Origin of the sequence: Kitasatospora sp. NPDC058048 (assembly GCF_042885555.1) — a bacterium.
Taxonomy (GTDB): Bacteria; Actinomycetota; Actinomycetes; order Streptomycetales; family Streptomycetaceae; genus Kitasatospora; species Kitasatospora lactacystinica.
Map to the genome: position 1 here is coordinate 33,185 of NZ_JBHVRT010000029.1, position 24,766 is coordinate 57,950.

The following is a 24,766-nucleotide window of genomic DNA, read 5'->3' on the forward strand; positions in this document are numbered from 1 at the left end:
ATCAGGAGCAACCGAAGGAGCAAGGCCATGAGTGCCAATCCCCGGATCGTCGTCGGCGTGGACGGCTCGCCCGCCTCGGAGCAGGCGCTGCGCTGGGCGATCGACTACGCGCGGGCCGTCGGCGGGACGGTCCACGCGATCGCCGCCTGGGAGTACCCGGCCTTCTACGGGTGGGCCGGGCAGGGCGTGCCGACCGTCGAGGCCTTCAACCCCGAGGAACTCGCCGGGAAGACCCTCAGCGAGACCATCGCCAAGGTGGCCGGCGACGACGCCGGCGTGGCGATCGCCGAGAGCGTGATGCCCGGCAACGCCGCCCAGGCGCTGCTGGAGGCCGCCAAGGGCGCCGCGCTGCTCGTCGTCGGCAGCCGCGGCCTGGGCGGCTTCTCAGGCGTGCTGCTCGGCTCGGTCAGCCGCCACCTCACCGAGCACGCGCCCTGCCCGGTGGTCGTGGTGCGCGAGGGCCAGGCCGCCCCGGGGCAGTCGGCGTAACGCACCGGGGCCGGTGTCCCGCCGGGCCGCCGCGCGGACCAGAATGGAGACATGCCAGAAGGTGACTCCGTCTACCGCGTGGCGGCCCACTTGCGCGAGGCCCTCGCCGGACAGCCGCTGACCAGCGCCGACCTGCGGGTGCCCGCGCACGCCACCGCCGACCTCACCGGCCGCCGGGTGCTGGAGGTCGCCCCGCGCGGCAAGCACCTGCTCACCCGCTTCGAAGGCGGCCTCACCCTGCACACCCACCTGCGGATGGACGGCCGCTGGGAGGTCTACCGCCCCGGCGAGCGGTGGACCGGCGGCCCCGACCGGCAGATCCGCGCCGTCCTCGGCACCGACCGGGGCACCGCCGTCGGCTACCGGCTGCCCGTCGTCGAACTGCTGCGCACCGCCGACGAGCGGCGGATCGTCGGCCACCTCGGCCCCGACCTGCTCGGCCCCGACTGGGACCCGGTCGAGGCCGTCCGCCGGCTCCTCGCCCACCCGGGCCGCCCGGTCGTCGAGGCGCTGCTCGACCAGCGCAACCTCGCCGGGATCGGCAACGTCTACGCCAACGAGCTGTGCTTCGTCGCGGGCGTCACCCCCTGGACCGAGGTCGGCGAACTCCCGCACCCCGACCGGCTGGTGGAGCGCGCCCGGCAGATGCTGGAGGCCAACAAACTGCGCCCTGGCCACATCACCACCGGCGACACCCGGCCCGGCTACCAGCACTGGGTGTACGGCCGGGCCGGACGGCCCTGCCCGCGCTGCGTGACCCCCGTGGTCGCCGGCCGCCAGGGCTCGCCGCCGCGCGACCGGGCGGTCTTCTGGTGCCCCTACTGCCAGCGCGGCCCGGCCCCGGAGGTCACGGCCGCTCGACCAGCGCGGGGTGGCGCGGGTCGTCCACCCGGACGGTGACGTCGGCGGCCTCGGCGGGGACGGTCTGCGCCTCGTAGCGGGCGAAGGCGGGCAGCGTCCACTGCTGGTCGGCCGGGGTGCGGCGGGCCAGCGCGGCCGGACCGAGCGCCAGGTGGACGGACAGCTCCAGCGGCAGCCAGCGGCCGAGCAGCAGCGCGCTGTCCAGCAACAGCACGCCACCGGGCGGGAGTTCGGTGTACGGGGCGCGGGTCGAGCGGTCGGTGACCGGGTCGCGCAGCGAGGGCAGGACACGGCCGCTGCCGCCCGGCTCCAAGGGGTCGAGCACCTCGCGCGCCAGGGCGCCGTCGTCCAGCCAGAGGTCGTGGAAGGCGTCCGCGTCCTGGTGGCCGTACTCCAGCCGGATCGAGGCCGGACGCAGGAAGCCGGAGGCCGAGACCCGCAGCGTCGGGTGGCCGCGCAGTCGCAGCGGCTCCACCAGCGCGTCGGCGAGTGCCTCGGGGCGGGCCGCCGCCGCGCCGTCCACGGCCACCCGCAGGCGCCGGTCGCGGGCGCCGGGCAGGTCGGCGATGCGGTCGGCGAGCAGCTCGGCCAGCTTCTCGGGGGAGATCGGGCGTACCTGCATCGGGCCCTCCTGCCGGGTCGTCGGGACGGGTCGTCGGGACGTTCAGTGTCGTCGGGACATCGCGACGTTCAGTGTCGTCGGGACGTTCAGTTCAGCGGAAGGGCGTGCAGGACATCGTCGTGGCCCGCGTAGAGGCGGGTTCCGTCGTACTGGTGGGTCGCGTCGGTGGCGAGGGTCCAGACGTCCTTGCCCGGACCGGAGTCGTGGAAGGTCCACCCCAGCTCGCCGGTCGCCGGGTGGATCGCGCTGACCCCGCCGACCGACGTACCCGGGACGAACAGCGTGCCGTTGGCGACCAGCGGACGGCTGCGGCGGTCCAGCGGGAACGGCAGCCGGCAGGACCACAGCTCGGCGCCGTTGGACACGTCGAGGCAGCTGACGACGCCCTGGTCCCACGGGATGTACACCCGGGTGTTCTGCGCGACGGGCGGCAGCGCCCGCCAGGACTCACGCCGGTGGGGCGAGTGGGTCCAGCCCGGCTCGCCGGTGGGGAGCAGCATGCGCACGCCGCCGTTGCCGTCGGGGACGTAGACGCCCGTCGCGCCGGTGACGCACCAGCGCAGGTCCTCCTCGCCGGGGGCGGTCCACAGTTCGCGGCCGGTGGCGGCGTCCCGGGCCACCAGCTCGGTGCGGCCGTCGACGAATCGGATGCAGGCGAGGAGGCTGCCCCCGCCGAAGGTGGCGGGCGTGACGGGCTGCTCCGTCCGCTCGGTGCGGACGGACCAGAGCAGGGCGCGGTCGATGACCCGCAGGGCGAAGAGGCGGTTGTCCGTCGAACTGCCGTCGGCCCGCGGGTGGCCCCAGGAGTAGCCGTAGAGGATGCCGGGGTCGCGGTCGTAGCCGGCCAGGCGGACCTGCCCCTGCAGTTCGTCGGGCAGCGGCAGGCTCCAGTCGGCGGCGGGGTCGGTGAAGTGGCGGGCTTCGAGGTGGCCCTGGTAGGTGGCGGTGAAGAGGTGGTCGGGCCCGACCACCACCTTGCCGAGCATGTCGAGGTCGCTGGGCCAGCTGCGGTTGGCCGGTGGGTCGAAGACCAGCAGCCGGGCGGCGGTGCCCTTCGCCGGGTCGAGGATCTGCAGACCCTTCCGGGAGAGGAAGACGGGGCGGCGGGGCGGGTCGGTCAGCCGCTCCGGGGTCATCGCCTCCGGTCCGCGGTAGGTCCAGAGCGGCGTCGGGCCGGACAGCGCGGTCGGCGGCGGCCCGGTCGGCCCCGGCGAGGGACGGGCCCCGCTGCCACCCGAACGGCCGAGCGCCCAGGCGGCCCCGCCCGCCGCGAGCGCCCCGGCCCCGAGCAGCAGCCGGCGCCGGCTCGGCCCGGTGCGCTCCCCGCCGCCCGCGATCACGTCCTCGGTGGCCCCGCCGCCGTCCGTCTCCTCGTCCCACTGCCACGACGTTCCGCGCGCGGGCCCCCCGGACGACGACTGCATACGGCTCTCGCTTCCCCACCGGCGGCCCCACGCCGCCACCCGTCCGGAGAATATCGAACAGTCCCCGAACCGTCCGAAACCGCCGCAACGCTCGTACGAGGGCTCGTACTAGGCTGTGGCACACAGAGTGAGGCCCGGCCAGCAGCCCAGGGGAGGTACGCCGTGACGGCCGAGTTGATCGCACCCGAGTGGATGCACCGGCAGATCACCAGTGAGCAGTACGACTCCTGGACCGAGGAGCAGTGCGCGGGCATCGAGATCGTCGACGGGATGGTGGTCGTGTCCCCAAGCGCTTCCAAGCGGCACAACCGGCTCGCCCGGCTCCTGGCGAACGCCCTGGACGACGCGGGCGGCATCGAATGGAACGCCGACACCGACTTCGACGTCCGGCTGCAGGACGTGCCGCTGAACAACCGCCGGCCGGACGTGGTGGTCTACCGCGCGGACACCATCGACGAGTCGCCGACCAGGCCCGACCACGTCCTGCTGGTGGTCGAGGTGGTCTCGCCGGGCTCGGAGACCACCGATCGGATGGTCAAGCCGGACCAGTACGCCAAGGCGGGCATCCCGTTCTACTGGCGGGTCGAGCAGGCCGCCGGCCGCGTGCCGATCGTCCACACCTATGTGCTGGACGAGGCCGAGGCCGCGTACCGGCCGGGGGAACTGTTCACCGGGCTGGTCAAGGCTGTGGTGCCGTACCCCGTGACGGTGGACCTCTCCGGGCTCTGAGCCGCCCGGCCTCAGTTCGGCGGGTGGTCCGCGAGGTCGGCGAGGACGTCGGCGTGGCAGGGGAGCGGGGCGCACCAGCAGCCGAGGCGGTGGCCGCGCAGGGGCGGGACGAGGGCGAGCAGGTCCGGGCGGGCGAGCAGGTGCTCGCGGTACTTGACGACCATCTCCTCGCGGGTGAGGCCGGGGCCCGGGCGGTACGGGCAGTGCAGCGGGGACTCGGCGAGGTGCCAGCCGCCGCGGTGCATCGCGCGGCCGACGTAGACGACGTCCGCGTACCCGGGGTCGTCGCGGTGGCCCTTGAGGTTGACCACGGTGGTGCGGCGGGATCGGCTCGGCATGCCGTCCATGCTGGTGCACTCCGCGCCCCGGGGCAGCCCGGGCCGGTACGGGCTCGCCTTGACACGGTTGCGGGCCGGGCGTAGCAAAAGAGCATGCGCCATCCGCACGCGACCGGTGGGGCCCCTGGTACGCGGCCCAGTCCGGACCGGCCGTCGGAGCCCGGGGCCGGCGCGGAGGCGGACCGGGTGTTCCCGCCGTCCGTCCGGGACCCGGCCCCGCAGACGGACCAGCGGCGGGACGAGCTCCTCGCCGACGCGGTGCGCCGGGCGCTGGGGACGACCGGGGTGTACGGAGTGATGGTGTACCTGCGCTCGCGGGACCGCCGCTCGCTGGTGCTGCGCACGATCGCGGGCGTGCCGCTGGCGGTGATGAGCCCGTTCCGGCGGGTGGCCGCCGCCGGCCCGCTGCCGGTCGCGGTCTGCTTCCGGACCGGGCACGTGATCACCCTGACCGACACCGAGGACACCATGCGGCGCTTCCCGCAGCTCGCGGTCGGCCTGCCGTACGACTTCGCCTCCGTCTGCGTGCCGGTGGCGTACGGCGAGGAGCGCTTCGGCGTGCTGAGCGGGCTGTGGCCCGCCTCGGACGACGGGCTTCCGGAGCCGGCCGCCCGGCAGCTGGCCGAAGCGGCCGCCGGCCTGGGCGAGCAGCTGGCCGAGCTGGCCGGGACCGGGCAGTCGGTGGAGCCGGGCGGCGAGGTGGCCGTGGTGGAGCTGCCGCCGCCGTCGTCGGTACCGACCACCCGGGTCGGGCTGTTCGACTGGGACGTGGCCACCGGGGCGCTCGCCGCCGACGAGCAGTTCCGGGAGATCTTCGGCTTCGGACCGGGCGAGTTCGACGGCACGGTGGCCGCGCTGAACCGCCGGGTCGCCCCCGGTGACCTGCCGGCGTTCCGGGCCGCCGCCCGCGTCGCGCTGGAGCGCGGCGAGGTGCTGGCCGCCCGGGTCCGGGTGCTCGGGCCGGATGGCCTGCCGTACCCGGTGGAGCTGTGGGCCCGGGTGCCCGTGGCGATCTCCGACGGCCGGACCCACCTGGTCGGCGCGGTGCTGGACGTGCGCGACCTGAGCGCCGCCGCGGCCGCCGTCGAGCGGCTGCAGGAGGGCGTGCTCTCGCTCGACCCCGACGGCCGGATCAGCTACGCCAACCGCGCCACCGAACCGCTGCTCCGGGCCCGCCGCGAGGACCTGCTCGGCCACCACCCCTGGGACGTGCTGCCCTGGCTCGCCGACCCGGTCTACGAGAACCGCTACCGCGCCGCCCTGTTCTCCCAGCGGCCCACCGCCTTCCTGGCCGCCCGCCCGCCGGACGGCTGGCTCGCCTTCTCGCTCTACCCGGACCCGCACGGCGTCACCGCCCGGGTGGTCGCGGCCGAGCCGCCGCCGGGCGCCGCCGAACCGCCCGCCACCCCGCCGCCCGCCGGCCGCACCGGGGTCGGCGGCACCCACCACCTGCTCCAGCTGGCCAGCGCCCTCACCGAGGCGGTCACCGTGCGGGACGTCTGCCGGGCGGTGGCCGAGGAGGTCCTGCCGTCCTTCGGCGGCCAGGAGCTCGCCATCTACGCGGCGCGCGACCAGCAGCTGCACCTGCTCTCCCAGGCCGGCTACCCGGACGGCTTCCTGGAGGCCTTCGAGGGCACCCCGATCGACGCCCGGGTGCCCGGCGCGGAGACGCTCAGCACCGGCACCCCGGTCTTCTTCGAGTCGGTGCGCGAACTCGCCGCCACCTACCCCGGCCTGGCCCTGGACGGGATGGGTGCCTGGGCCTTCCTGCCGCTGATCGCCTCCGGTCGTCCGGTCGGCACCTGCATCATCGGCTTCGACCGGCCGCGCCCGTTCAGCGTGGAGGAGCGCGGCCTGCTCACCGCGCTCGGCGGCTTCATCGCCCAGGCCCTGGAGCGCGCCCGGCTGTACGACGCCGAGTTCGTGCTGGCCCGCGGCCTGCAGCAGGCACTGCTCCCGCACCGGCTGCCCGAGGTGCCCGGCATCCGGATCACCGCCCGCTACCTGCCCGGTACCCAGGGCATGGAGATCGGCGGCGACTGGTACGACGCGATCGTCACCGGCGGGGACGTCACCCTGGTGATCGGCGACGTCGAGGGCCACAGCGTCGGCGCGGCCGCCACGATGGGGCAGCTGCGCAGCGCCGTGCGCGCCTTCGCCTCCGGCGGCGACCCGCCCGACGCGGTGCTCGCCCGCACCAACCGGCTGCTGCTCGACCTCGACCCCGGGCTGCTCGCCAGCTGCTGCCTGGTCCGGCTGACCCCGGCCGTCGGCCTGGCCCGGATCGCCCGGGCCGGACACCTCCCGCCGGTGCTGCGCCACCCCGGCGGGAGGGCCGAGGCGTTGTACGTCCCGGGCGGTCCGCTGCTCGGGGTGCACGACCTGGCCGACTACCCGGTCAGCGACCTGCGGCTGGGCAGCGGGGCGGTGCTCGCCCTCTACACCGACGGACTGGTCGAGGACCCCGCGGTGGCGATCGACCAGGGCGTGGACCGGCTGCGGGCCGCGCTGGCCCGGGCCGCGGCGGGGGAGGGGCTGGAGCAGGCGGCCGAGCGGCTGCTGCGCGAGGTCGGGTCGACCCGCCGGGTGGACGACGTGGCGCTGCTGCTCACGGCCTTCGGCTGAGCGGCCGGCGGGCGGTCGGTCCGGCGGGTGGTCCGGCAGGCCGCGGGGTGGTCCGGCGGGCCGACCAGGCGACTTTCGTCGGCGGGGGCCGCGACGAAGGAGGACGGCGGGTGCCCCGGCCGGACCGATAGCCTCGGTGCGTGGAAGCGATCGCGCGGGCCTGGAACACGGTGGTACGGACGGCGCTGCCAGGGCCCTGGCGGCCCCGGCGGGTGGTGGGCGAGGCGGTGGCCGCCCTGCTGATGGGCGGGTTCGCCGCGCTGTTGGAGCTGCTCGCCAACACCGGCCTGGCGCTGCCCTTGGGCCTCGCCGTCGCGGTGCTGTGGGTGCTGCGCAAGGGTCTGCCGGCCACCGTGCTGCTCGCCGCCGCGGCCCTGGCCGGCTGGTCGGTCGGACCGATGCCTCTGCTGGTGTGCGCGGGCTGGACGGCCGGCGCGCGGATCCGCCGGGTCTGGTCGCTGGTCGGCGCCTTCGTCGTGGGCTGGGTGCTGTTCACGGTGACGGGAGTGGTGAAGGACGTCGCCTCGCTCTCGCCGAAGCTGGTGCTGTCGCTGTCGCTCGGCTTCTTCCTCGTGATCGCCGTGCTGCCGGCGCTCTACGGCCGCTACCGGGCGCAGCGCCGCGCCCTGCTGGACGCGCTGCGCGAGCGCAACGAGCAGCTGCTGCGCGAGCGGGTCATGGTGGCGCATCAGGCGCGGCTGCGCGAACGGCACCGGATCGCCCAGGACATGCACGACAGCCTGGGCCACCAGCTGGCGCTGATCTCGGTGCACTCGGGTGCGCTGGAGGTGGACCGGACGCTCACCGACCGGCAGCGCGAGGCGGTCGGGGTGCTGCGGCAGGCGGCGGTCGCGGCGATGCGCGAGCTGCGCGAGGTGGTCGGGGTGCTGCACGACGAGTCGACGGCGCTGCCGCCGAGCGCCGGGACGGCCGCCGCCGGCCCGCCGGCCCGGGGCGGGGTGGACGGGATCGGCGGCCTGGTGGAGTCCTCCCGGGCGGCCGGGGCGGAGGTCGACCTCACCGTGGAGGGCGGCCGGCGTCCGCTGGCGGCCGCCGTCGACCACGCGGCGTACCGGATCGTGCAGGAGGCGCTCACCAACGCGCACAAGCACGCCCCGGGCGCGCCGATCGCCGTCGCGCTGCGGTACGAGCCGGACGCGCTGGTGGTGGAGGTGAGCAACACCCGCGCGCCGGAACTCGTGGGCGCACGCGGCGGCGCGGGCGCGGCGGTCAGCGGCGGTCAGGGGCTGACCGGCCTGCGGGAGCGCGCGAGGCTGGTCGGCGGCATGGTGCACGCCGGGCCCACGCCGGAGCAGGGCTTCCGGCTGGCGGCCGTGCTCCCGTACGAGGGAGCGGAGCAGGACGCGGCGGCGGCGACGGGCGGGGCCGAGGACTGGATGCTGGACGGCCTGCCGCCCGTCGAGGAGCCGGAGCGCGGGCGGCGCAGCCCGGCGATGGGCTGCGCGCTCGGGGTGGTCGCGGTCGCGCTGATCGTGCTCGGCCTGGTGGTCTGGGGCGTGATCGCCTTCGTCCAGGGCACCAACGACGCGACCGTGCAGAAGCCGATGTACGACCAGATCAGGGTCGGCACCGCCGAGGCCGAGGTGCTGCAGACGCTGCCGCGCGGCAACAACTTCTTCACCGACACCTATAAGGGGACGGGGCCCGAGGTGCCGGCGGGCGCGCACTGCCGCTGGTTCGTCCTGAACGGTGCGCCCGGAGCCGGCTGGAACGAGGAGCACGTGGCGCGATTCTGCTTCCGGGACGGGGCGTTGGTGGAGAAGCAGGAGTACGTCGCCAGGGGCTGAGTGCTCCCGTGCGCGGGCTGGTGCCCCGGCGGGGCGGGCCGGGCCGGTTTCGGAGCAGGGTGGTCCGGATCGGGGTGGTTCGGAGCGGTCCCGCCGGGATGTGAGGATGGTGCCGCAGCCGAAGCACCGTTCGAGGGGAATGACCAGCGTGATCCGAGTCCTCGTCGCCGACGACGAGCCGCTGATCCGGGCCGGGATCAGGATGATCCTCGGCTCCGCCGCCGACATCGAGGTGGTCGCGGAGGCCGCCGACGGGCGCGAGGCGCTGGAGCTCGCGCGGGCGCACCGGGTGGACGTGGTGCTGCTGGACATTCAGATGCCGGTGATGGACGGGCTGACGGCGCTCGGGGAGCTGGCGAGGGTCGCCCCCGGCGCGCGGGCCCTGATCCTCACCACCTTCGGGGAGCGCGAGAACGTCCTGCGCGCCGTGACCGAGGGCGGTGCCGGCTTCCTGCTCAAGGACACCGCGCCGAACGAGCTGATCCAGGCCGTCCGGGCGGCGGCGGGCGGCAACGCCTTCCTCTCGCCGGCCGCCACCCGGCACATCGTCGACTCGCTGGCCTCCGGCCGCAGTGCCTCGCTGGCCGCCCGCGCGGTGGCGGCGCGGCGCCGGCTGGAGGTGCTCACCCCGCGCGAGCTGGAGGTGTTGGCGCTGCTCGGAGAGGGTCTGTCCAATGCCGACGCGGGGGCGCGGATCCACATGAGCGAGGCGACGGTGAAGACCTACGTCAGCCGGATCCTGGCCAAGCTGGGCTGCGAGAACCGGGTCCAGGCGGCGTTGTTGGCCCGGGACGCGGAGCTCGACGGCCGTCACTGAGAGTCCTTTTTCGATCGCGGTGCGTGTCGGGCGTGACGGATGCCACTCGGCGGCGGCGCGGAACCGGGAACTCCGGACCGGATGGTGACGGTGCGTCAGCTGACGATTCCTCCGTGTGGATGGCGTGTGAGCTTTCTCGGAGGGATAGGTGTGAGCGAGGGCACGGATTTCGATCATTCGATCTTGAAAATTCGGTCAAAAGTATTCAAATCAGGCGCATCTTCTTGATCAATACCGCCGGTAACAGTCAACTGACCTGCGACGTCCAAGAATTGCTTGCTGCGTCCGGGTGATGCCCCCTAGCTTCATTGGCGGCGCAACGAGCGCCACCCGGGTCCACCCCGACGCACTGCCCGCCGCCTGACCAGCGGCGCGAGGGCGGTGCCCGCCGACGAGGCCGGCTCCAACAGGCCGTCGGCGTGCGGAGGTGACCGGGGCGGCACGGCACGTCCGACACGTGTCCGGCCGCCCGTCGAGTGAGGTGAGCGAAAAACTGCCGGCCCATGTCCCGGGCCTGGTTCCGCATGCCCACCCGGGACTTGTCGAGAGGACTTGTATGAATCCCCGTCACGAGACCGCCGCTGCCACCGACACCACCGCCACCCCCAAGCGCCGCCGCGTTCGGATGGCGGTCGTCGCGGGCGCCGCCGTCGCGGCCCTGCCGGTGGCCGGCCTCGTCACGGCCACCTCGGCCTCCGCCGCTACCGCCTCCACCTGGGACGCCGTCGCCCAGTGCGAGAGCGGCGGGAACTGGAGCATCAGCACCGGCAACGGTTTCCACGGCGGACTGCAGTTCTCCCCGTCCACCTGGGCCGCTTACGGCGGGACCGCGTACGCCTCCCAGGCCAGCAAGGCGAGCAGGGCGCAGCAGATCGCCGTCGCGGAGAAGGTCCTCGCCTCGCAGGGCCCGGGTGCCTGGCCGGTCTGCTCGCAGAAGGCGGGTCTGGGCAGGGGCGGCGCCCCGGCCGCCGTCGACACCTCGGGCGGTGCGGAGGCCAAGCCGGCCGCGAAGGCGGCCAAGCCCGCCAAGCCCGCCGCCGCGCCCGCGGCCAAGCCCGCCAAGCCCGCCGCCCCCAAGGCCGCCGCCGCGCAGCAGGCGCCCCAGGGGCAGCCCTCGGCCAAGCCGGCCCAGTCCGTGCCGGTCGCGCCGAAGAACACCGCCGCGGGCGGCTACACCGTCAGGAGCGGTGACACCCTGAGCGAGATCGCGGCCAAGTTCGGCACCGACACGGACAGCCTCTACCGCAAGAACGTGCGCACCATCGGTGGCGACCCGGACCTGATCTTCCCGGGCCAGACGCTGACGGTCTGACCCTTCGACGGGAGGCCGTCCGGCGGGGAGCCGCCCGACGGAGCCCTGCCGACCGGCCGGAGCGGCCACCCTGGACGGGGTGGCCGCTCCGGCCGGTTCCGGTGCGTTCGCGGGCCGTTAACGGCCCGTTACGGCCCGCTGCGAGCCCTGGTGGGCCCTGGCAGGCCCTTGCGGGGCCCCCGTTCTCCGCGTGCGGTCGGCTGTCGCGCCCCTCGCCGGTAGGGTCGGCCGATGGTCCGACTGATCGACGACAGTGAGCTCACCGCCTCCCCGGTGGTGGCCAACAGCACGATGAACCGCGAGCGCGGGCTCACCGGGGTGAACAGCTACGCCCGCGAACTCGGCTTCGACCCGCTCGCCTGGCTGGTGGAGCACGGGGGTGCGACGCCGGGGTGGCTGGACCTGTGCAGCGGCGAGGGCCGGGCGCTGCTGGCGGCGGCCCGGAGCCGGACCCCGGGGGCGGTCGTGGAGCTTACCGGTGTGGACCTGGTCGGCCCGCCGGCCCCGCCGCCGGACCTGGCGGAGCTGCCGCACCTGCGCCTGGTCACGGCGGCGGTGGCGGACTGGGAGCCGGAGCGGTCCTACGACCTGATCACCTGTGTGCACGGGCTGCACTACCTCGGCGACCAGCTCGGTGCGATCACCCGCGCCGCCTCCTGGCTGACCCCGGACGGCCGGTTCGCCGCGCACTTCGACCCGGAGTCGGTGCGCCGCGCGGACGGCTCCGGCGCGGCCCGCGCGGTGGTGGCGGCGCTGCGGTCGGCCGGCTTCGAGTACCGGGCGCGCCGGCACCTGCTGGTCCTGGACGGCGGGCGGAAGGTCGCGCTGCCCTTCGCCTACGCCGGAGCCGACCCGGCGGCCGGGGCCAACTGGACGGGTCAGCCGGCGGTCGGGTCGTTCTATCACCAGCGGGCGTGTGCGCCGGGGTGAGGGGCGCCGCACGGAATTGTTGAACGTTGAACGCAACGTCCGAATACCGCCGGAGGTTTGAAGCCCGTCGGACCAGGATCGAGTCATGTCCGAGATCGGAACGAGGAGTTCTGGAGATATGACGATGAACGGTGCGACGGTGCTCGACGGCAAGGTGGCCCTGGTGACCGGCGGCAGCCGGGGGATCGGGGCGGCGGTCGCCCTGCGGCTGGCCGAGGACGGCGCCGACGTGGTGGTGACCTACCAGGGCGGTGCGGAGCGGGCCGAGGAGATCGCCGCGAAGATCACCGCGATGGGGCGGACCGGCTGGGCCGTACGGGCGGACAGCGCCGACCCGCAGGCGGTGGAGGGCGTGGTCGAGGCCGTCGTCGAGCGGTTCGGGAAGCTGGACGTCCTGGTGAACAACGCGGGTGTCGGCGTCCTCGGCCCGATCGGCGACCTCACCCTGGCGGACGTCGACCGGGTGCTGGAGGTGAACGTCCGGGCACCCTTCCTCTACGCCCGGGCGGCCTCCGCGCACCTGGCCGAGGGCGGACGGATCGTCACCGTCGGCAGCTGCATCGCCCAGCGCGTCGCCTTCCCCGGCGCCACGCTGTACGCGACCAGCAAGGCCGCGCTGATCGGCCTGACCAAGGCGCTGGCCCGGGAGCTCGGGCCGCGCGGGATCACCGCCAACCTGGTCCACCCGGGGCCGATCGACACCGACATGAACCCGGTCGACGGCCCGTCGGCGGAGTTCCAGAGCGGGCTCACCGCGCTCGGCCGCTTCGGCACCGGCGCGGACGTCGCCGCCGCCGTCGCCTACCTGGCGGGCGAGGACGGCCGGTACGTCACCGGCGCCGAGCTGGCGGTGGACGGCGGCTTCGCCGCCTGACGCGCGGGACCCGGCGGCACGGTGTCGTGCCGGGCGGTTGTCGGCGCCCGCGCTTACGATCGCCCGGCACGACCCGTGCTCCCGCACCGGGACCCCGTACCGAGAGGTGTGCCATGACCGCAGCGGAAGACCCGATCGGGCTGCTCGCCCGGGCCCTCGCGCAGACCGCCGGGCTGATCGACGGTACCGGCGTCGAGCTGGCCGGCCACCCGACGCCCTGCCGCTCCTGGGACGTCGGCGACCTGATCAGCCACCTCCTGCACGACCTGCGGCAGTTCACCGTACGGGCGAAGGGCGGGCAGCCGGACTGGTCGCAGCCCTTCGAACGGGTCGAGGACGACTGGCTGCACGCCTTCGAGGCCGGGGCGGAGGAACTGGTCGACGCCTGGCGCGCGGCCGGCGACCTCGGCGGCACCCTGGAGATCCCCGGCTTCGGCGCCCTGCCGGCCCGCTTCCCGGTCGACCAGCAGACCGCCGAATTCGCCGTCCACGGCTGGGACCTGGCCCACGCCACCGGCCAGTCCACCGAGGGCCTGGACCACGAGGTCGCGCTCGCCGCGCTCGCCTGGGCCGGCGGTGCGCTCAAGCCCGAGTACCGCGGCGCGGAGGAGGAGCGGCACGCCTTCGGCCCCGCCGTCGCCGTCCCCGACGACGCCCCGGCGTACGACCGGCTCGCCGCCTTCTTCGGCCGCGACCCGGCGGCGGGCCCGATGGGTTAGCCAGGGCCGGTCTTCGGGCCCCCGGCGGCCGGGAGGTGCTCCCGGCTGCGCCGTGCGATGCGCGCACCCCGGCGCCGCACCCCGGCGCCGGGGTGCCTACGAGTGGCTCCAGCGGAACTCGATCTCCGGGTGGCGCGGGGACGGGGCGTCGAGGAGCGGGGCGGGGCGGCCGCGGAGGAAGTGGTCGGCGAAGGCCCGGACGTAGGTGCGGGTGAGCGCCGTGGCGCGGGCGGGGGCGATGGTGCCGAGCAGGGTGGTGTAGACCTCGGGGGGCAGGTGGGCCGGGAGGTTGCCCGGGACGGCGGCGTGCGGCAGGTCGGTGAAAGTGAGGTGGCCCGCGCCCAGGGTGCGCAGTTGGCGGCCCCAGGCGTGGTGGTGCTCGCGCCAGCGCTGCCAGGTGTCGTGGTCGTCGATCGAGGTGAGCAGCAGGAACGGCCGGTCCAGCCCGAGCTCCGGGACGGGGGAGCCGAACAGGCCGCCGTCGAGGTCGAGGCCGATCCGGAAGCGCGGGTCCAGACGCAGTGCCTCGGCGGCCGCGGCTCCGCCCATGGAGTGGCCGAGCACGCCGATCCGCTCCTCGTCGACCCGGAACGGCAGTCGGCCGTCGGTCAGTTCATCGGTGACGAAGCGCAGGTCGCCGACCCGCGCGGCGATCTCCTTGCGCTCGGCGGCGTCCCAGTCCGGCGGATCCTCCAGCAGGACGCTGCGCACCAGCCGGCCGTCCGGGAACTCCACGGCGGCGGCGTCGTAGGTGTGGTCGACGGCCGCGACGAGGTAGCCGTGCGCGGCCAACTCCTCGGCCAGCGCGGTGCAGTTGCTGCGTCCGCCGGTGCGGCCGTGGCCGAGCAGCAGCAGCGGGAGCGGGCCGGGGTGGGCGGGTGCGCCGGCGCGGGCGGTGGGGCGGACCAGGTCGAGGGTGCCCGGGTCCAGCGGCAGGATCCGCTCGATCGCGGCCGCGACCCGGGGGGTGGTGTAGGGCGCGCGGGGCCGGCCGGCGGTGCCGCGCGCCGGGTACCAGAACTGCACCATCAGCTCGCGCGGGCCGGGGGTGGGTGCGAACGGGTCGGGTCGGTCGCGGTCCACCAGGTGCAGGCTCGTGGTGCCGACCGGCCGGCCGACGGTGGGTGCGGGCAGGTCGATGGTGCGCGGCGGTGCGGGCAGGTCGACGGTGCGCGGCGGGGCGGCCAGGGCGGGCCCGGCGGGCAGCAGGGCGGCGGAGCCTCCCAGGCCCGCGAGGGCGAGCAGTGAACGGCGCCTGATCATGCGTCATCCTTGCCGGCTCGGCGACGTGGTCCGGCAAGCCTAGGTGCTCCGGGCCGGCCGGACCAGGGGCCGCGGGGTGCCGGTCGGCCCAGGGCGGCCCACGGCGGCCCAGGGTGGTTCAAGCCGACTCGGGGCGGCTCAGGGCTTGGCGGCCTGCCGCGCGGCGGCCTGCTTGATCGCCTCGCGGATGCGCGGGTAGGTGCCGCAGCGGCAGACGTTCTGGATCCGGTCGATGTCCGCGTCCGTCGGGTTCGGGGTGCGGCGCAGCAGGGCGACGGCGGTCATGATCTGGCCGGGCTGGCAGAAGCCGCACTGGGCGACGTCGCAGGCGAGCCAGGCCTCCTGGACGGGGTGGAGGACCTCGCCGTCGGCCAGGCCCTCGATGGTGGTGACGGTGCGGCCCCCGCAGTCCTTGACGGACCGGGTGCAGGGCTGGAACTCCTCGCCGTCCAGGTGGCTGGTGCAGGCGCGGCAGACGCCCACCCCGCAGCCGTACTTGGGGCCGGTGACGCCGAGCTTGTCGCGCAGGACCCAGAGCAGCGGCATGTCGTCCGGGGCCTCGACGCTGACGGGCCGCCCGTTGAGGACGAAGGTGTGGGTGGGCATGGGGAGTCGGGATTCCTCAGCAGGTGGTCGGATGGTGCCGGGGGTCAGAAGAGGATCGGGAAGGAGCGGGGGCTGGTGCCGGTCGCGCGGGCGTAGGCGTTGGCGACGGCGGCCGAGGCGGCCGGGACGCCCAGCTCGCCCGCGCCGCCGGGCGGTCCGCTCGGCGGCATCAGGTGGACCTCGACCACCGGCGGGGTGTGCCGCTGCCGGGCGTAGTGGAAGTCGCCGTAACTTCCTTCCCGGAAGGCCCCGTTGTCCAGGTGGTTGCCGGCCTGCAGGATCACCGAGATGCCGTCGACCAGCGCGCCGGTCAGCTGGGCCTCCAGGCCCCTGGGGTTGATCACCCGGCCGACGTCGGCGACGACGACGGCCTTGGTCACCCGGGGGTTGGCGCGGTCGGTGGCGTCCAGCTCGACCAGGTACCCGGCGCTGGCGCTGTGCTCGTCGTGGTAGCCGATGCCCTGGGCCTGGCCGGGAGGCATCGGGCGGCCCCAGTTGCCGCGCTTGGCGAGCTCGTCCAGCACCGCCCGCCCGGCGGCGCTGCGCATCCGGTCGCGGCGGAAGCCCAGCTCGTCCTGGCCCATCCGGCGGGCGAGTTCGTCCATCATGATCTCGTCGGTGACCCGGACGGTGCCCGAGTAGACCGAGCGCCAGCTTCCGGTGTTCAGCTCCAGCGGCACCTCGGCGAGCAGCTGGGTGGGCACTCCGACGTCGTACGGGATCTTCTCGGTGAGCAGGAAGAACAGTTCGGAGGCGGTGAGTCCGGCCAGCGGGAGGTTGTAGCCGGCGGCGGTGAGCATGTCGCCGAGGCCGTGCCCGAGGTCGGTCCGGACGCCAGCCACGTGGTGCTCCCAGCTGAACACCTGGCCGAGGCCGTAGGTGGCCCGGATGACGTGGTGGCTGGCCGGGCGCACCCGGCCGTGGCGCATGTCGTCGTTGCGGGTCCACATCAGCTTGACCGGGCGGCCGGCGGCCTTGGAGACCTGGGCGGCCTCCAGGGCGGCGTCGAAGAACAGCCGGCGGCCGAACGAGCCGCCGCCGCGCACCACGTGGACGGTGACGGCGTTCTCCGGCAGGCCGAGTTCGGCGGCGATGGTGCCCTGGGCGAGGATCGGGCTCTGCGAGGCGAACCACAGCTCGGCGCGGTTCGGCCGGACGTCGGCGACGGCGGTGAGCACCTCCATCGGGGCGTGGTTGACGAAGGCGAAGTCGAACTCCGCCTGCACCCGGTGGGAGAGCAGCGGCGGCGGGAGCGAGGGCAGGTGGGCGGCGCGCAGCCGGGACCGGACGTCGGCGTCGGACAGGCCCGCGACCGGGCCCGGGTTCCAGGTGGTGCGCAGCGCGTCGCGGGCCTTGAGCGCCTGGTCGAAGGTCTCGGCGAGGACGGCGACGCCGGTCGGGATCCGCACCACGCCGAGCACCCCGGGCATGGCGCGGGCGGCGGAGGCGTCCAGGGACTTGAGGGTGCCGTTGACGGTGGTCGGCCGGGCGACCACGGTGGGCACGGCGCCCGGGATCTGGAGGTCCCCGGCGTACTTGGCGCGGCCGGTGACGATGTCGCGGGCGTCGATCCGGCCGGTCGGCCGGCCCACCAGGCGCAGTTGGTCGGGGGTCTTGGGGACGGCCGGGACGGCGGGTACGGCGACTTCGGCCGCCTCGGCGGCGAGGTCGCCGTAGCCGAGTCGGCGGCCGTCGGGGGCGAGGACGGCGGAGTCGGCGGTGCGCAGGGTGGCCGCGGGAACGTTCCAGCGCTTGGCGGCGGCGGTCACCAGCCGGGCGCGGGCGGCGGCGGCCGCGGCGCGCACCGGGTCGTAGAGCGAGCGGATCGAGTTGGAGCCGCCGGTCAGCTGGTTGAAGAGCAGCTCGGGGCGGGAGTCGCAGAGCGGGACGTCGACGTCGGAGAGGCGGGCGTCGAGCTCCTCGGCGACGATCATGGCGATCGAGGTGGTGAGGCCCTGGCCGACCTCCAGCCGGGGCAGGTGCAGCGCGGCCCGGCCGGCGGGGGTGACTTCGAGGACCAGCAGGTGCGCGGTCGGCAGGCCGGCGATGATCATCGCGTCGCCGAGGTCGACGATGTCGGGGATGCCGGGCAGGCCGATCAGCTGATGGGGGAGGGCGGTCTCCCGGACCGGTACGGCGGCCGGGGCGGGCCGCGGGACGGGGGTCGGGGCGGCGGCCCGTGCGGGGGCGGGCGCGGCGGCGTCGAGGCCGGCGGCGACGGTGAGGGTGGGCGCGGCCAGCAGGTAGGTGAGGAAGCGCCGGCGGCGGGTGGCCCCGTTCGGGGCCGCGGTGTCCGGGGCGGTAGGGGTGTCCGGGGCGGTAGGGGCGGTGGGGTCGGCGGCGGTGTCCGGGGCGGTGGGGAGGGCGCGGGTGTGCGGGTGGTCGGTGCCGCCGGGTCGGCTGGGGGAGTCCGAGGGGGCGGTGGAGGTGCTGATGGGGGGCCACCCTTCGAGCCGGGGACGGCGACGGGACGGGCGGGCGGTGTGGCCCCGGCCCGGTGCCGGATCGCGAACGCCGTTGAGCATAAAAGGGCGCTACTGACGGGTCAACACGGTCAAAGTTGGCCCCTGGTCTGCCCGATCGCGGTTTCGCGGCGGGCGGCCGGAGTGGATTCGGAGCGGGTACGGACGGCGCTTCGGAGGCGCGGGCGAGGCCGGGGCGAGCTCGCCCGGAAGGGCTCGGAGGCGCCAACTGGCGCCTCTCGCACGCGGGTTCAGGGGTCGGTCGGCGGTGCGGCGGCGCGACGGATTGGCCCAGGGAATTCCTTGATCACTGGACCGTTCCACTGGGCCGGTTTTTCCTTAGAGTGGGGGCGTGCCGGCACCGGCGGTCGCGGAGATCGGCTCCGCGCGCCGCCCGTCCGGCGGTCGCGGGCAGGGGTGACGGTCCGTGAAGACGTTTACGCAGGTGGACGCGTGTGGGTGACCGCCCGGATCCGCCCGGCGGGTGACACCCGCTCACCAGAGAAGGAGGAGCATGCCGACCGACCGAGCCGCCCGTTGGGACGCCCTGCCGCCCGCCGGGCCCCAGCGGACCCTCGCGGCCGCCCAGTTGGCCGCCGCCGTGGGCGACGGCGCCTACTACACCTGCTCCGCGCTCTACTTCACCCGGGTCGTCGGGATGTCGCCGACCGCCCTCGGGCTCGGCCTCACCCTCGCCTGGGCACTCGGCTCCGTCGCCGGCGTCCCGCTCGGCCACCTCGCCGACCGGCGCGGCCCGCGCCGCACCTCGGTGGCGCTCGCACTCGGCACGGCGGCCGTGGTCGCCGCCTTCCTGGTGATCCGCTCCTACCCGCTGTTCCTGCTCGCGGTCTGCCTCTACGCCACCGCGCAGTCCGGCCTGACAGCCGCCCGCCAGGCGCTGGTCGCCGCCCTGGTGCCGCCCGCGCAGCGCACCGCCCTGCTCGCCCACATCCAGTCGACCCTCAACGGCGGACTGGCCGTTGGAGCGGCGATCGGCGGCATCGCGCTCGGCGTCGGCACCCGCGCCGCCTACCTTTCGGCCTTCGCCGTCACCGCGTTCGGCTTCCTGCTCAGCGCGCTGGTCCTGCGGCGGCTGCCCGAGGCCCCGGCCCCGGCGGGGCCGTCGGACGCCGGGCCGCGGCTCGCCGTGCTGCGCGACCGCCGGTACGCCGCCGTCACCGCGGTCAACGCCGTCCTGCTGCTGCGGATGCCCCTGCTCAGCCTGATCATCCCGCTCTGGATCGCCGCGCGCGCCCCCGGGATCGGCTGGCTCGGCTCGGCGCTGTTCGTGCTCAACACCCTCGCGGTGCTGGCCTTCCAGGTCCGGGCGGCACACGGCATCACCGGACTTGACCCGGCCGCCCGGGCGGTCCGCTCCGCCGGGCTGCTGCTGCTCGGCTCCTGCGCCGTCTTCGGGCTGTCCGCGCTGGACGTGCCGGTCTGGGCGGTCGGCGCGCTGCTGGTCGCCGCCTCCGTCCTGCAGGTGGCCGGGGAGATGAAGCAGTCGGCCGGCAGCTGGCAGATCGCCTTCGACCTCGCCCCGGCCGGGCGGATCGGCCAGTACCAGGGCTTCTTCGGCACCGGCGTCGCCGTCGCCCGCACCCTCGGGCCGCTGCTGCTCACCACGCTGCTGCTGGACGGGGGCCTGGCCGGCTGGCTGGTCCTCGGCGGGGTCTTCCTCGCGGCGGGGTACGCGATGGGGCCGGTCGCCCGCTGGGCGGCGCGGGACCGCGGCCCCGCGGTGCCACCGCCGTCACCGGTGGCCGCGGGCGCGTCGCCGGGGGCCTGACGGCGAACGCCGCGGTGGCGGCCGCCCGGGGACGTCGGGCCGGGGCCCGACCCGGGAGGCGGCGACGGCGGGTCCGACCCGGGAGGCCGCGACAACGGGTCCGACCCGGGAGGCCGCGGCGGCGGGCCCGGGGAGCGGGCCGGAAACCCGGTGGCCCCGGCCCGCCGCCCGCTGGCATGCTGGCCGCGTGGACCGACCTCAGATCCGGCTCGACTTCGCCCCCGAGCTGCACCTCTTCGTCTCCGCGCCCCGGCGGGCCGGCCGCACCGCGCTGCGCACCGACGGCAGCTCCACCCTCGGCCACGTCGTCGAGTCGTTGGGCGTCCCGCTCACCGAGGTCGGCGGCCTGCTGGTGGACGGCCGGGCCGTGCCCGACTCCCACGTGCCGGCCGACGGCGAGGAGATCGCCGTCCTGGCCGTGGCCAGGCCGCAGCCCGTGCCCGGCCCGGCGCGCTTCCTGCTGGACGTCCACCTCGGCACCCTCGCCCGGCGGCTGCGCCTGCTCGGCGTCGACGCCGCGTACGAGAACCCCGACATCGGCGACGCCGCCCTGGCCGCCCGCTCGGCCGCCGAACAGCGGATCATGCTCTCCCGCGACCGCGGACTGCTGCGCCGGCGCGAACTGTGGGCCGGCGCCTACGTCTACAGCCACCGCCCCGCCGAGCAACTGCGCGACGTGCTCTCCCGCTTCGCGCCGCCGCTCGCCCCCTGGAGCCGCTGCACCACCTGCAACGGCACCCTGCACCCGGCCACCAAGACCTCGGTGCGCGAGCAGCTGCGGGACGGCACCGAGCGCTCCTACGACGCCTTCGCCCAGTGCGCCGACTGCGGCCAGGCCTACTGGCGCGGCGCCCACCACGCCCGGCTGGAGGCGATCGTCACCGAGGCGGTGCGCGACTTCGGCGACGGCCCGGCGGGCGGACCCTCCCGGGACTCCGGACCCTCCCAGGACTCCGGACCCTCCCAGGACTCCGGGGAGGGTCAGGGCCGCATCGGGGTCGTCTCAGGGTAGAGCGCTCTGGTGGACGGCCGGGCGCGCGTGGTCCCATCGACGGTGGGGGACGGGACCACGCTACTCGCTCGTACGAGAGAGGCCAGGTCGTCGCAATGAGCAATCAGGCAGGTCGGCAGCCCTTCCACAGCGCGGACGTCGGGGACGCCGCCGTGGTGACGGTCCCGCACGGCGCCGAGGTACGCCCGGAGGAAGGCCCCCGGAAGGCGACCGTCCGATGAGGCGGGGGATACCGCGCCGCCCGCTGGCGGCGCTGGTCGCGGCTGCCGCCGCACTCGGAGTCTCGGTCGTCCCGGCGGCCGCCGCCGGGGCCGACGCGGGGCCCGCCGAGCCGCATCTGCGGTCGCGCTACGTGACCATGCCGGACGGGGTCCGCCTCGCCGTCGACGTCTACCTGCCCGAGGGCACCCGGGCCGGCGCCCACCTGCCCACCGTCCTGGTCACCCAGCGCTACTGGCGGGCCCGGGTCCGGGCCGGCCAACCCGGCGGCACCAGCGGCGAGGCCGACCGGTGGACCGCCCGCGGCTACGCCTTCGTGACCGCCGACCTGCGCGGCACCGGAGCCTCCTTCGGCACCCTCACCTCCGAACTCGGCGCCGACGTGACCGCCGACAGCGGCCCGCTCAGCGACTGGATCGCCGCCCAGCCCTGGTCCAACGGCAGGGTCGGCACCACCGGCATCTCCTACGGCGGCGACACCGCGATGCTCGCCACCTCCCTCGGCAACCACCACATCACCGCCGCCGCCCCCATCTCCTACGACTTCGACCCGTACGAGGACCTGGTGCGCCCCGGCGGCGTGCTCATCGAACCGCGGATCGCCCAGTACGCGCTGCTGCTGCGCATCCTCGACGGGGCCGGCGGCACCACCTGCGAGACCGACGAGCAGACCCGCAGGCTCTGCTCGGACGTCGGCCTCACCGGCTTCCAGCCCCGGCCGGTCGACGGGCCCGACGGCCCGGCCCTGCTCGCCGCCGCGCGCGCCGAGCACACGAACAACGCCAACCTCGTCGAGATGGCGCACACCGGCGTCCACCGCGACTACCGGGACGGCCCGAAGAGCTGGACGGTCGGCAGCGTCGGCGAGCGGACCGACGCCGTCGAGGCCGGCCGGGTGCCCGTCCTCACCCGCGCCGGCTGGCTCGACGCGGGCACCGCCAACGGGGTGCTCTCCCAGTTCACCGGCCTGTCCAACACCCAGGACGACTGGATCGGCCCGTGGAACCACGGCGCCGGCTGGCTCGCCGACCCGTTCCAGCCAGCCCGCCCGCTCACCGCGCGGGAACACGAGGAGAACGACCGGCGCGTGGTCGACTTCTTCGACCGCTACGTCCGGGGGAACGCCCGCCCCGACGGCCGCCGGCAGGTGCACTACTACACCTTCAACGAGGGCGTCTGGCGCACCACCACCCGCTGGCCGGTGCCCGGCACCCGCACCCAGCGGTTCCCCCTCGGCGCGGGCGGCACCCTCGGCGGCCTGGCGGACGACCGCCGCGGCGGCTCCGACCTGCTGCGCCTCGACCCGACCGCGGGCACCGGCCCGCTGGACCGCTGGAACACCAACCTCAGCGGAGACGAGGTCAGTTACCCCGACCGCGCCGCCGTCGACGCCAAACTGCTCAGCTACACCACCGCACCGCTGACCGCCGACACCCGGGTCACCGGCAACGGCAAGGTCGCCCTCGACGTCACCGGACTGGCCGGCTCGGCGCGCGGCGCCCTGCACGTCTACCTGGAGGACGTCGCCCCGGACGGCCGGGTCACCTATCTGACGGAGGGTCAACTGGCCCTGACCGAGCGGGCGGTGGCCGACCGCGACGACAACCCGGACTGGCGCCGGCTGCGCACCCCGCGCAGCTACGCGGCCGAGGACGCCGAGGACTTCCCGCAGGGCCGCGCCCAACGCGTCACCATCGACCTCCAGCCCGTCTCGGTGCTGTTCCGACCCGGAGACCGGATCAGGCTCACCGTCGCCGCCGCCAACCCCGACTCCTTCCAGCTCCTCCCCGCCGACGGGCAGGCGGGCTACCGGATCGGCTGGGGCGGCGACCGGGGGTCGGTGCTGGAACTGCCCGTCGTGCGCTGAGAGTTGCGCTGGGGGTTGCGACGAGAGTTGCGACGAGAGCTGAACGGCGGGGCACCCGGTGGCGGCCGGGTGCCCCGCCCCGTCACGCGTCCACGACCTCGAGCCCGTACGCGGTCACGGCCTGGCGCAGCCCACCCGGGTACCCGGCGAGCGCCGGGGTGAACTCCCAGTCCCCGGAGGGATCGCGGTCGAACCGGCCGAGCCGCATCGCGGTGTTGGTCTCCGCGCCGTCCGCCAGGTGCACCACGGCCGCGTCCTGCCCGGAGCCCGCCTCCAGGATCAGCGCCGGCCCGGCGAATCCGCCCATGGTGGCCCCGGGGTGGTTCTCGGTGTCGGCGGCGGCGATGACGACCAGCCGGTCGACCTCGGCGGGCAGCGCGTCGAAGTCGACCATCAGGCAGGCGTTCGCGTCTCCGTAGCCGGTCACCAGCCGCACCGAACCGTCGGGCGTCGAGCCGTTGTTGTAGAAGACCAGGTGGTCGTCGGAGAGCGCCGCGTTGCCCGTGCAGACCAGCGCGGCGATGTCGTACTCCTCCTCCCCGGTCCAGTGCAGGAGCAGCCGGGAGGGCTCGGTGGCCACCTCGATCGCGGGCAGGTGGTCCAGGGCGCCGGCCGTGGCGGAGGCCTCGTCCTGGGCGTCCGCGAACACCTCGTCGAAGCCGTGGTGCCTGAGCAGCCCGACCAGTTCGGAGCCGTTGATCAGGCTGATCGGCTTGCCCGCGACGAACTGGTGCGAGCTGGGGCCGAACTTGCTGGTGGTGACCAGGACGGCCTTGGTCGCGTCCCGGTCGTGCCGCAGCGTCCCGTACAGGTCCCGCACCGCGGAGGGCGTCACCGTGTCCCGGTACCGCTTCACCTGCACGATGACGTTGCCGCCCCGGAACGGGTCCGGGTCGATGCCGCGGACGTCCACGCCGCCGTCCCGCGACCGGGCGGTGAGCTCGACCTTCATGCCCATCGCCTCCATCAGCCGGCCGATGAGGCCCTCGAACTCGACCGGGTCCATCGCCAGTAGGAGTTGGAGTTCGCGGACGCGCCTGGCCATCCGGCCGCGGTTGGCGTTGGTGTCGTCGCGGAGGTGACGGAACAGCGCGCGCTGGGCGCGGCGTTCGTCGGCGTCGGGGTTGCTGAGGCGGTGGAGCTTCCGGCTCCGGGACATGGGCGTGCCCCCTCTTGCGTGGTGACGGTTGTTGCAGGCGTCACGGTAGGGGAATCGTGGACGAAGAACTGTCGGGCCGTCGGTTCCGCCGCACAATCGAGACCTGGGCCGATACGGGCCGCTGCGGCGGGTGCGGGTGCGGGTGCGGGTCCGGGTGCGGGTGGCGCGGGTGCCCGTCCGGGGCGGGGGGGCGTTCGCGCCGGGGGGTGGCGGCGCCGGTCGAACGGCGGGGGTGCTTTCGATGGCCGTCCGGACGGCGGACAATTCCCCCAGGAGCCGAGGAGGAGGCCGCGGTGGAGTTCGAGGTCATGATCGAGATCCCGCAGGGGTCGCGGAACAAGTACGTGATGGACTTCGCGGCGGGCCGGATCCGCCTGGACCGCACCCTCTTCACGGCCACCCGCTACCCGGCCGACTACGGCTTCGTCGAGGGCACCCTCGGCGGCGACGGCGAACCGCTGGACGCCCTGGTGCTCGGCGGCGAGCCGGCCGTCCCCGGCTGCGTGCGGACCTGCCGGGCGGTGGCCATGTGGGTGATGCGCGACGAGCGCGGCCCGGACCAGAAGGTGCTCTGCGTCCCGTCCCGCGACCCGCGCTACGCGGACCTGCGGGACATCGACGACCTGCGCGGGTTCGACCTGCTGGAGATCACCCACTTCTTCCTGGTCTACAAGGACCTGGAGCGCGGCAAGTCCGTCGAGGGCTCGCACTGGGCGGGGCGCGACGCCGCCTACGCCGAGATCGCCGAGTCGCGCGCCCGCGCGGTGGGCACCCGCTTCGCCGACCCGGTCTGAACGGGCGTCCGGGGGCGGGCCGGTGCGCCGGCGCCCGCCCCCGGACG

Annotated in this window: 22 protein-coding genes; 15 read left to right on the forward strand and 7 right to left on the reverse strand. The window is 75.3% G+C overall.

The annotated features are described in order from the left end of the window. The first annotated feature begins 27 nt into the window (after positions 1–27). A complete protein-coding gene (locus tag ACFVVA_RS27450; protein WP_359900206.1) occupies positions 28–489 on the forward strand; it encodes a universal stress protein in 462 nt (153 codons plus the stop codon). A gap of 51 nt (positions 490–540) precedes the next feature. Then, positions 541–1,389, forward strand: a complete 849-nt coding sequence (locus tag ACFVVA_RS27455; RefSeq protein WP_387693491.1) for a DNA-formamidopyrimidine glycosylase family protein — start codon at positions 541–543, stop codon at positions 1,387–1,389. On the opposite strand, the gene ACFVVA_RS27460 is transcribed toward ACFVVA_RS27455, so the two are convergent. Both ACFVVA_RS27460 and ACFVVA_RS27465 read right to left on the reverse strand, forming a co-directional pair. Further along, a complete protein-coding gene (locus tag ACFVVA_RS27460) occupies positions 1,337–1,972 on the reverse strand; it encodes a uridine kinase (protein ID WP_387693492.1) in 636 nt (211 codons plus the stop codon). The two genes, ACFVVA_RS27455 and ACFVVA_RS27460, sit on opposite strands and share 53 nt — an antisense overlap. Positions 1,973–2,058: 86 nt before the next feature. Further along, positions 2,059–3,396, reverse strand: a complete 1,338-nt coding sequence (locus tag ACFVVA_RS27465) for a PQQ-binding-like beta-propeller repeat protein (RefSeq protein ID WP_387693493.1) — start codon at positions 3,394–3,396, stop codon at positions 2,059–2,061. Between the two features lie 162 nt (positions 3,397–3,558). On the opposite strand from ACFVVA_RS27465, the gene ACFVVA_RS27470 reads away from it, so the two are divergent. Then, positions 3,559–4,125 carry a Uma2 family endonuclease gene (locus ACFVVA_RS27470; RefSeq protein ID WP_387693494.1) on the forward strand — a complete coding sequence of 189 codons (567 nt, stop codon included), beginning with the start codon at positions 3,559–3,561 and terminating at the stop codon, positions 4,123–4,125. 11 nt (positions 4,126–4,136) lie between these two features. Here ACFVVA_RS27470 and ACFVVA_RS27475 read toward each other — a convergent pair whose 3' ends face one another. Continuing rightward, positions 4,137–4,463, reverse strand: coding sequence for a DUF4326 domain-containing protein (locus ACFVVA_RS27475; protein ID WP_387693495.1), 327 nt, complete (start codon positions 4,461–4,463; stop codon positions 4,137–4,139). Between the two features lie 186 nt (positions 4,464–4,649). On the opposite strand from ACFVVA_RS27475, the gene ACFVVA_RS27480 reads away from it, so the two are divergent. The 7 genes from ACFVVA_RS27480 (at position 4,650) to ACFVVA_RS27510 (ending at position 13,548) form a co-directional block, all read left to right on the forward strand. Next, positions 4,650–7,088, forward strand: coding sequence for a SpoIIE family protein phosphatase (locus ACFVVA_RS27480; protein ID WP_387693496.1), 2,439 nt, complete (start codon positions 4,650–4,652; stop codon positions 7,086–7,088). 140 nt (positions 7,089–7,228) lie between these two features. Then, entirely contained in the window at positions 7,229–8,896 is a 1,668-nt protein-coding gene (locus ACFVVA_RS27485; RefSeq protein WP_387693497.1) for a sensor histidine kinase, read from the forward strand. Between the two features lie 148 nt (positions 8,897–9,044). Then, positions 9,045–9,713, forward strand: a complete 669-nt coding sequence (locus tag ACFVVA_RS27490) for a response regulator (protein WP_387693569.1) — start codon at positions 9,045–9,047, stop codon at positions 9,711–9,713. Positions 9,714–10,269: 556 nt separating this feature from the next. Next, the gene (locus ACFVVA_RS27495; protein ID WP_387693498.1) at positions 10,270–11,025 is read left to right on the forward strand and encodes a transglycosylase family protein; all 756 of its coding nucleotides are present in this window, start codon (positions 10,270–10,272) and stop codon (positions 11,023–11,025) included. A 231-nt stretch (positions 11,026–11,256) separates the two neighbouring features. Continuing rightward, a complete protein-coding gene (locus ACFVVA_RS27500; RefSeq protein WP_387693499.1) occupies positions 11,257–11,955 on the forward strand; it encodes a class I SAM-dependent methyltransferase in 699 nt (232 codons plus the stop codon). A 118-nt stretch (positions 11,956–12,073) separates the two neighbouring features. Beyond that, positions 12,074–12,829: an SDR family NAD(P)-dependent oxidoreductase gene (locus tag ACFVVA_RS27505; RefSeq protein ID WP_387693500.1), complete on the forward strand. Its 756-nt coding sequence runs from the start codon at positions 12,074–12,076 to the stop codon at positions 12,827–12,829. Positions 12,830–12,942: 113 nt separating this feature from the next. Next, positions 12,943–13,548 carry a TIGR03086 family metal-binding protein gene (locus ACFVVA_RS27510; protein ID WP_387693501.1) on the forward strand — a complete coding sequence of 202 codons (606 nt, stop codon included), beginning with the start codon at positions 12,943–12,945 and terminating at the stop codon, positions 13,546–13,548. A 96-nt stretch (positions 13,549–13,644) separates the two neighbouring features. Here the strand turns inward: ACFVVA_RS27510 and ACFVVA_RS27515 are convergent, their stop codons facing one another. The 3 genes from ACFVVA_RS27515 to ACFVVA_RS27525 form a co-directional block, all read right to left on the reverse strand. Next, positions 13,645–14,811, reverse strand: a complete 1,167-nt coding sequence (locus ACFVVA_RS27515; protein ID WP_387693502.1) for an alpha/beta hydrolase — start codon at positions 14,809–14,811, stop codon at positions 13,645–13,647. 138 nt (positions 14,812–14,949) lie between these two features. Next, positions 14,950–15,417 (reverse strand): (2Fe-2S)-binding protein, encoded by a 468-nt coding sequence (locus ACFVVA_RS27520; protein WP_387693503.1) that lies wholly within the window; start codon positions 15,415–15,417, stop codon positions 14,950–14,952. Between the two features lie 44 nt (positions 15,418–15,461). After that, positions 15,462–17,942 carry a molybdopterin cofactor-binding domain-containing protein gene (locus tag ACFVVA_RS27525; RefSeq protein WP_387693504.1) on the reverse strand — a complete coding sequence of 827 codons (2,481 nt, stop codon included), beginning with the start codon at positions 17,940–17,942 and terminating at the stop codon, positions 15,462–15,464. A 451-nt stretch (positions 17,943–18,393) separates the two neighbouring features. On the opposite strand from ACFVVA_RS27525, the gene ACFVVA_RS27530 reads away from it, so the two are divergent. The 4 genes from ACFVVA_RS27530 (at position 18,394) to ACFVVA_RS27545 (ending at position 22,766) form a co-directional block, all read left to right on the forward strand. Next, positions 18,394–19,668 (forward strand): MFS transporter, encoded by a 1,275-nt coding sequence (locus ACFVVA_RS27530; protein ID WP_387693505.1) that lies wholly within the window; start codon positions 18,394–18,396, stop codon positions 19,666–19,668. A 187-nt stretch (positions 19,669–19,855) separates the two neighbouring features. Further along, the gene (locus ACFVVA_RS27535; RefSeq protein ID WP_387693506.1) at positions 19,856–20,680 is read left to right on the forward strand and encodes a Mut7-C RNAse domain-containing protein; all 825 of its coding nucleotides are present in this window, start codon (positions 19,856–19,858) and stop codon (positions 20,678–20,680) included. A 95-nt stretch (positions 20,681–20,775) separates the two neighbouring features. Beyond that, a complete protein-coding gene (locus ACFVVA_RS27540) occupies positions 20,776–20,901 on the forward strand; it encodes a hypothetical protein (RefSeq protein WP_387693507.1) in 126 nt (41 codons plus the stop codon). Next, positions 20,898–22,766: a CocE/NonD family hydrolase gene (locus ACFVVA_RS27545; protein WP_387693508.1), complete on the forward strand. Its 1,869-nt coding sequence runs from the start codon at positions 20,898–20,900 to the stop codon at positions 22,764–22,766. The genes ACFVVA_RS27540 and ACFVVA_RS27545 overlap by 4 nt, the downstream gene beginning before the upstream one ends. A gap of 82 nt (positions 22,767–22,848) precedes the next feature. On the opposite strand, the gene ACFVVA_RS27550 is transcribed toward ACFVVA_RS27545, so the two are convergent. After that, positions 22,849–23,925: a restriction endonuclease gene (locus ACFVVA_RS27550; RefSeq protein ID WP_387693509.1), complete on the reverse strand. Its 1,077-nt coding sequence runs from the start codon at positions 23,923–23,925 to the stop codon at positions 22,849–22,851. 293 nt (positions 23,926–24,218) lie between these two features. Between ACFVVA_RS27550 and ACFVVA_RS27555 the strand changes: the two genes are divergently transcribed. After that, positions 24,219–24,719 carry an inorganic diphosphatase gene (locus ACFVVA_RS27555; protein ID WP_387693510.1) on the forward strand — a complete coding sequence of 167 codons (501 nt, stop codon included), beginning with the start codon at positions 24,219–24,221 and terminating at the stop codon, positions 24,717–24,719. Positions 24,720–24,766: the final 47 nt, after the last annotated feature.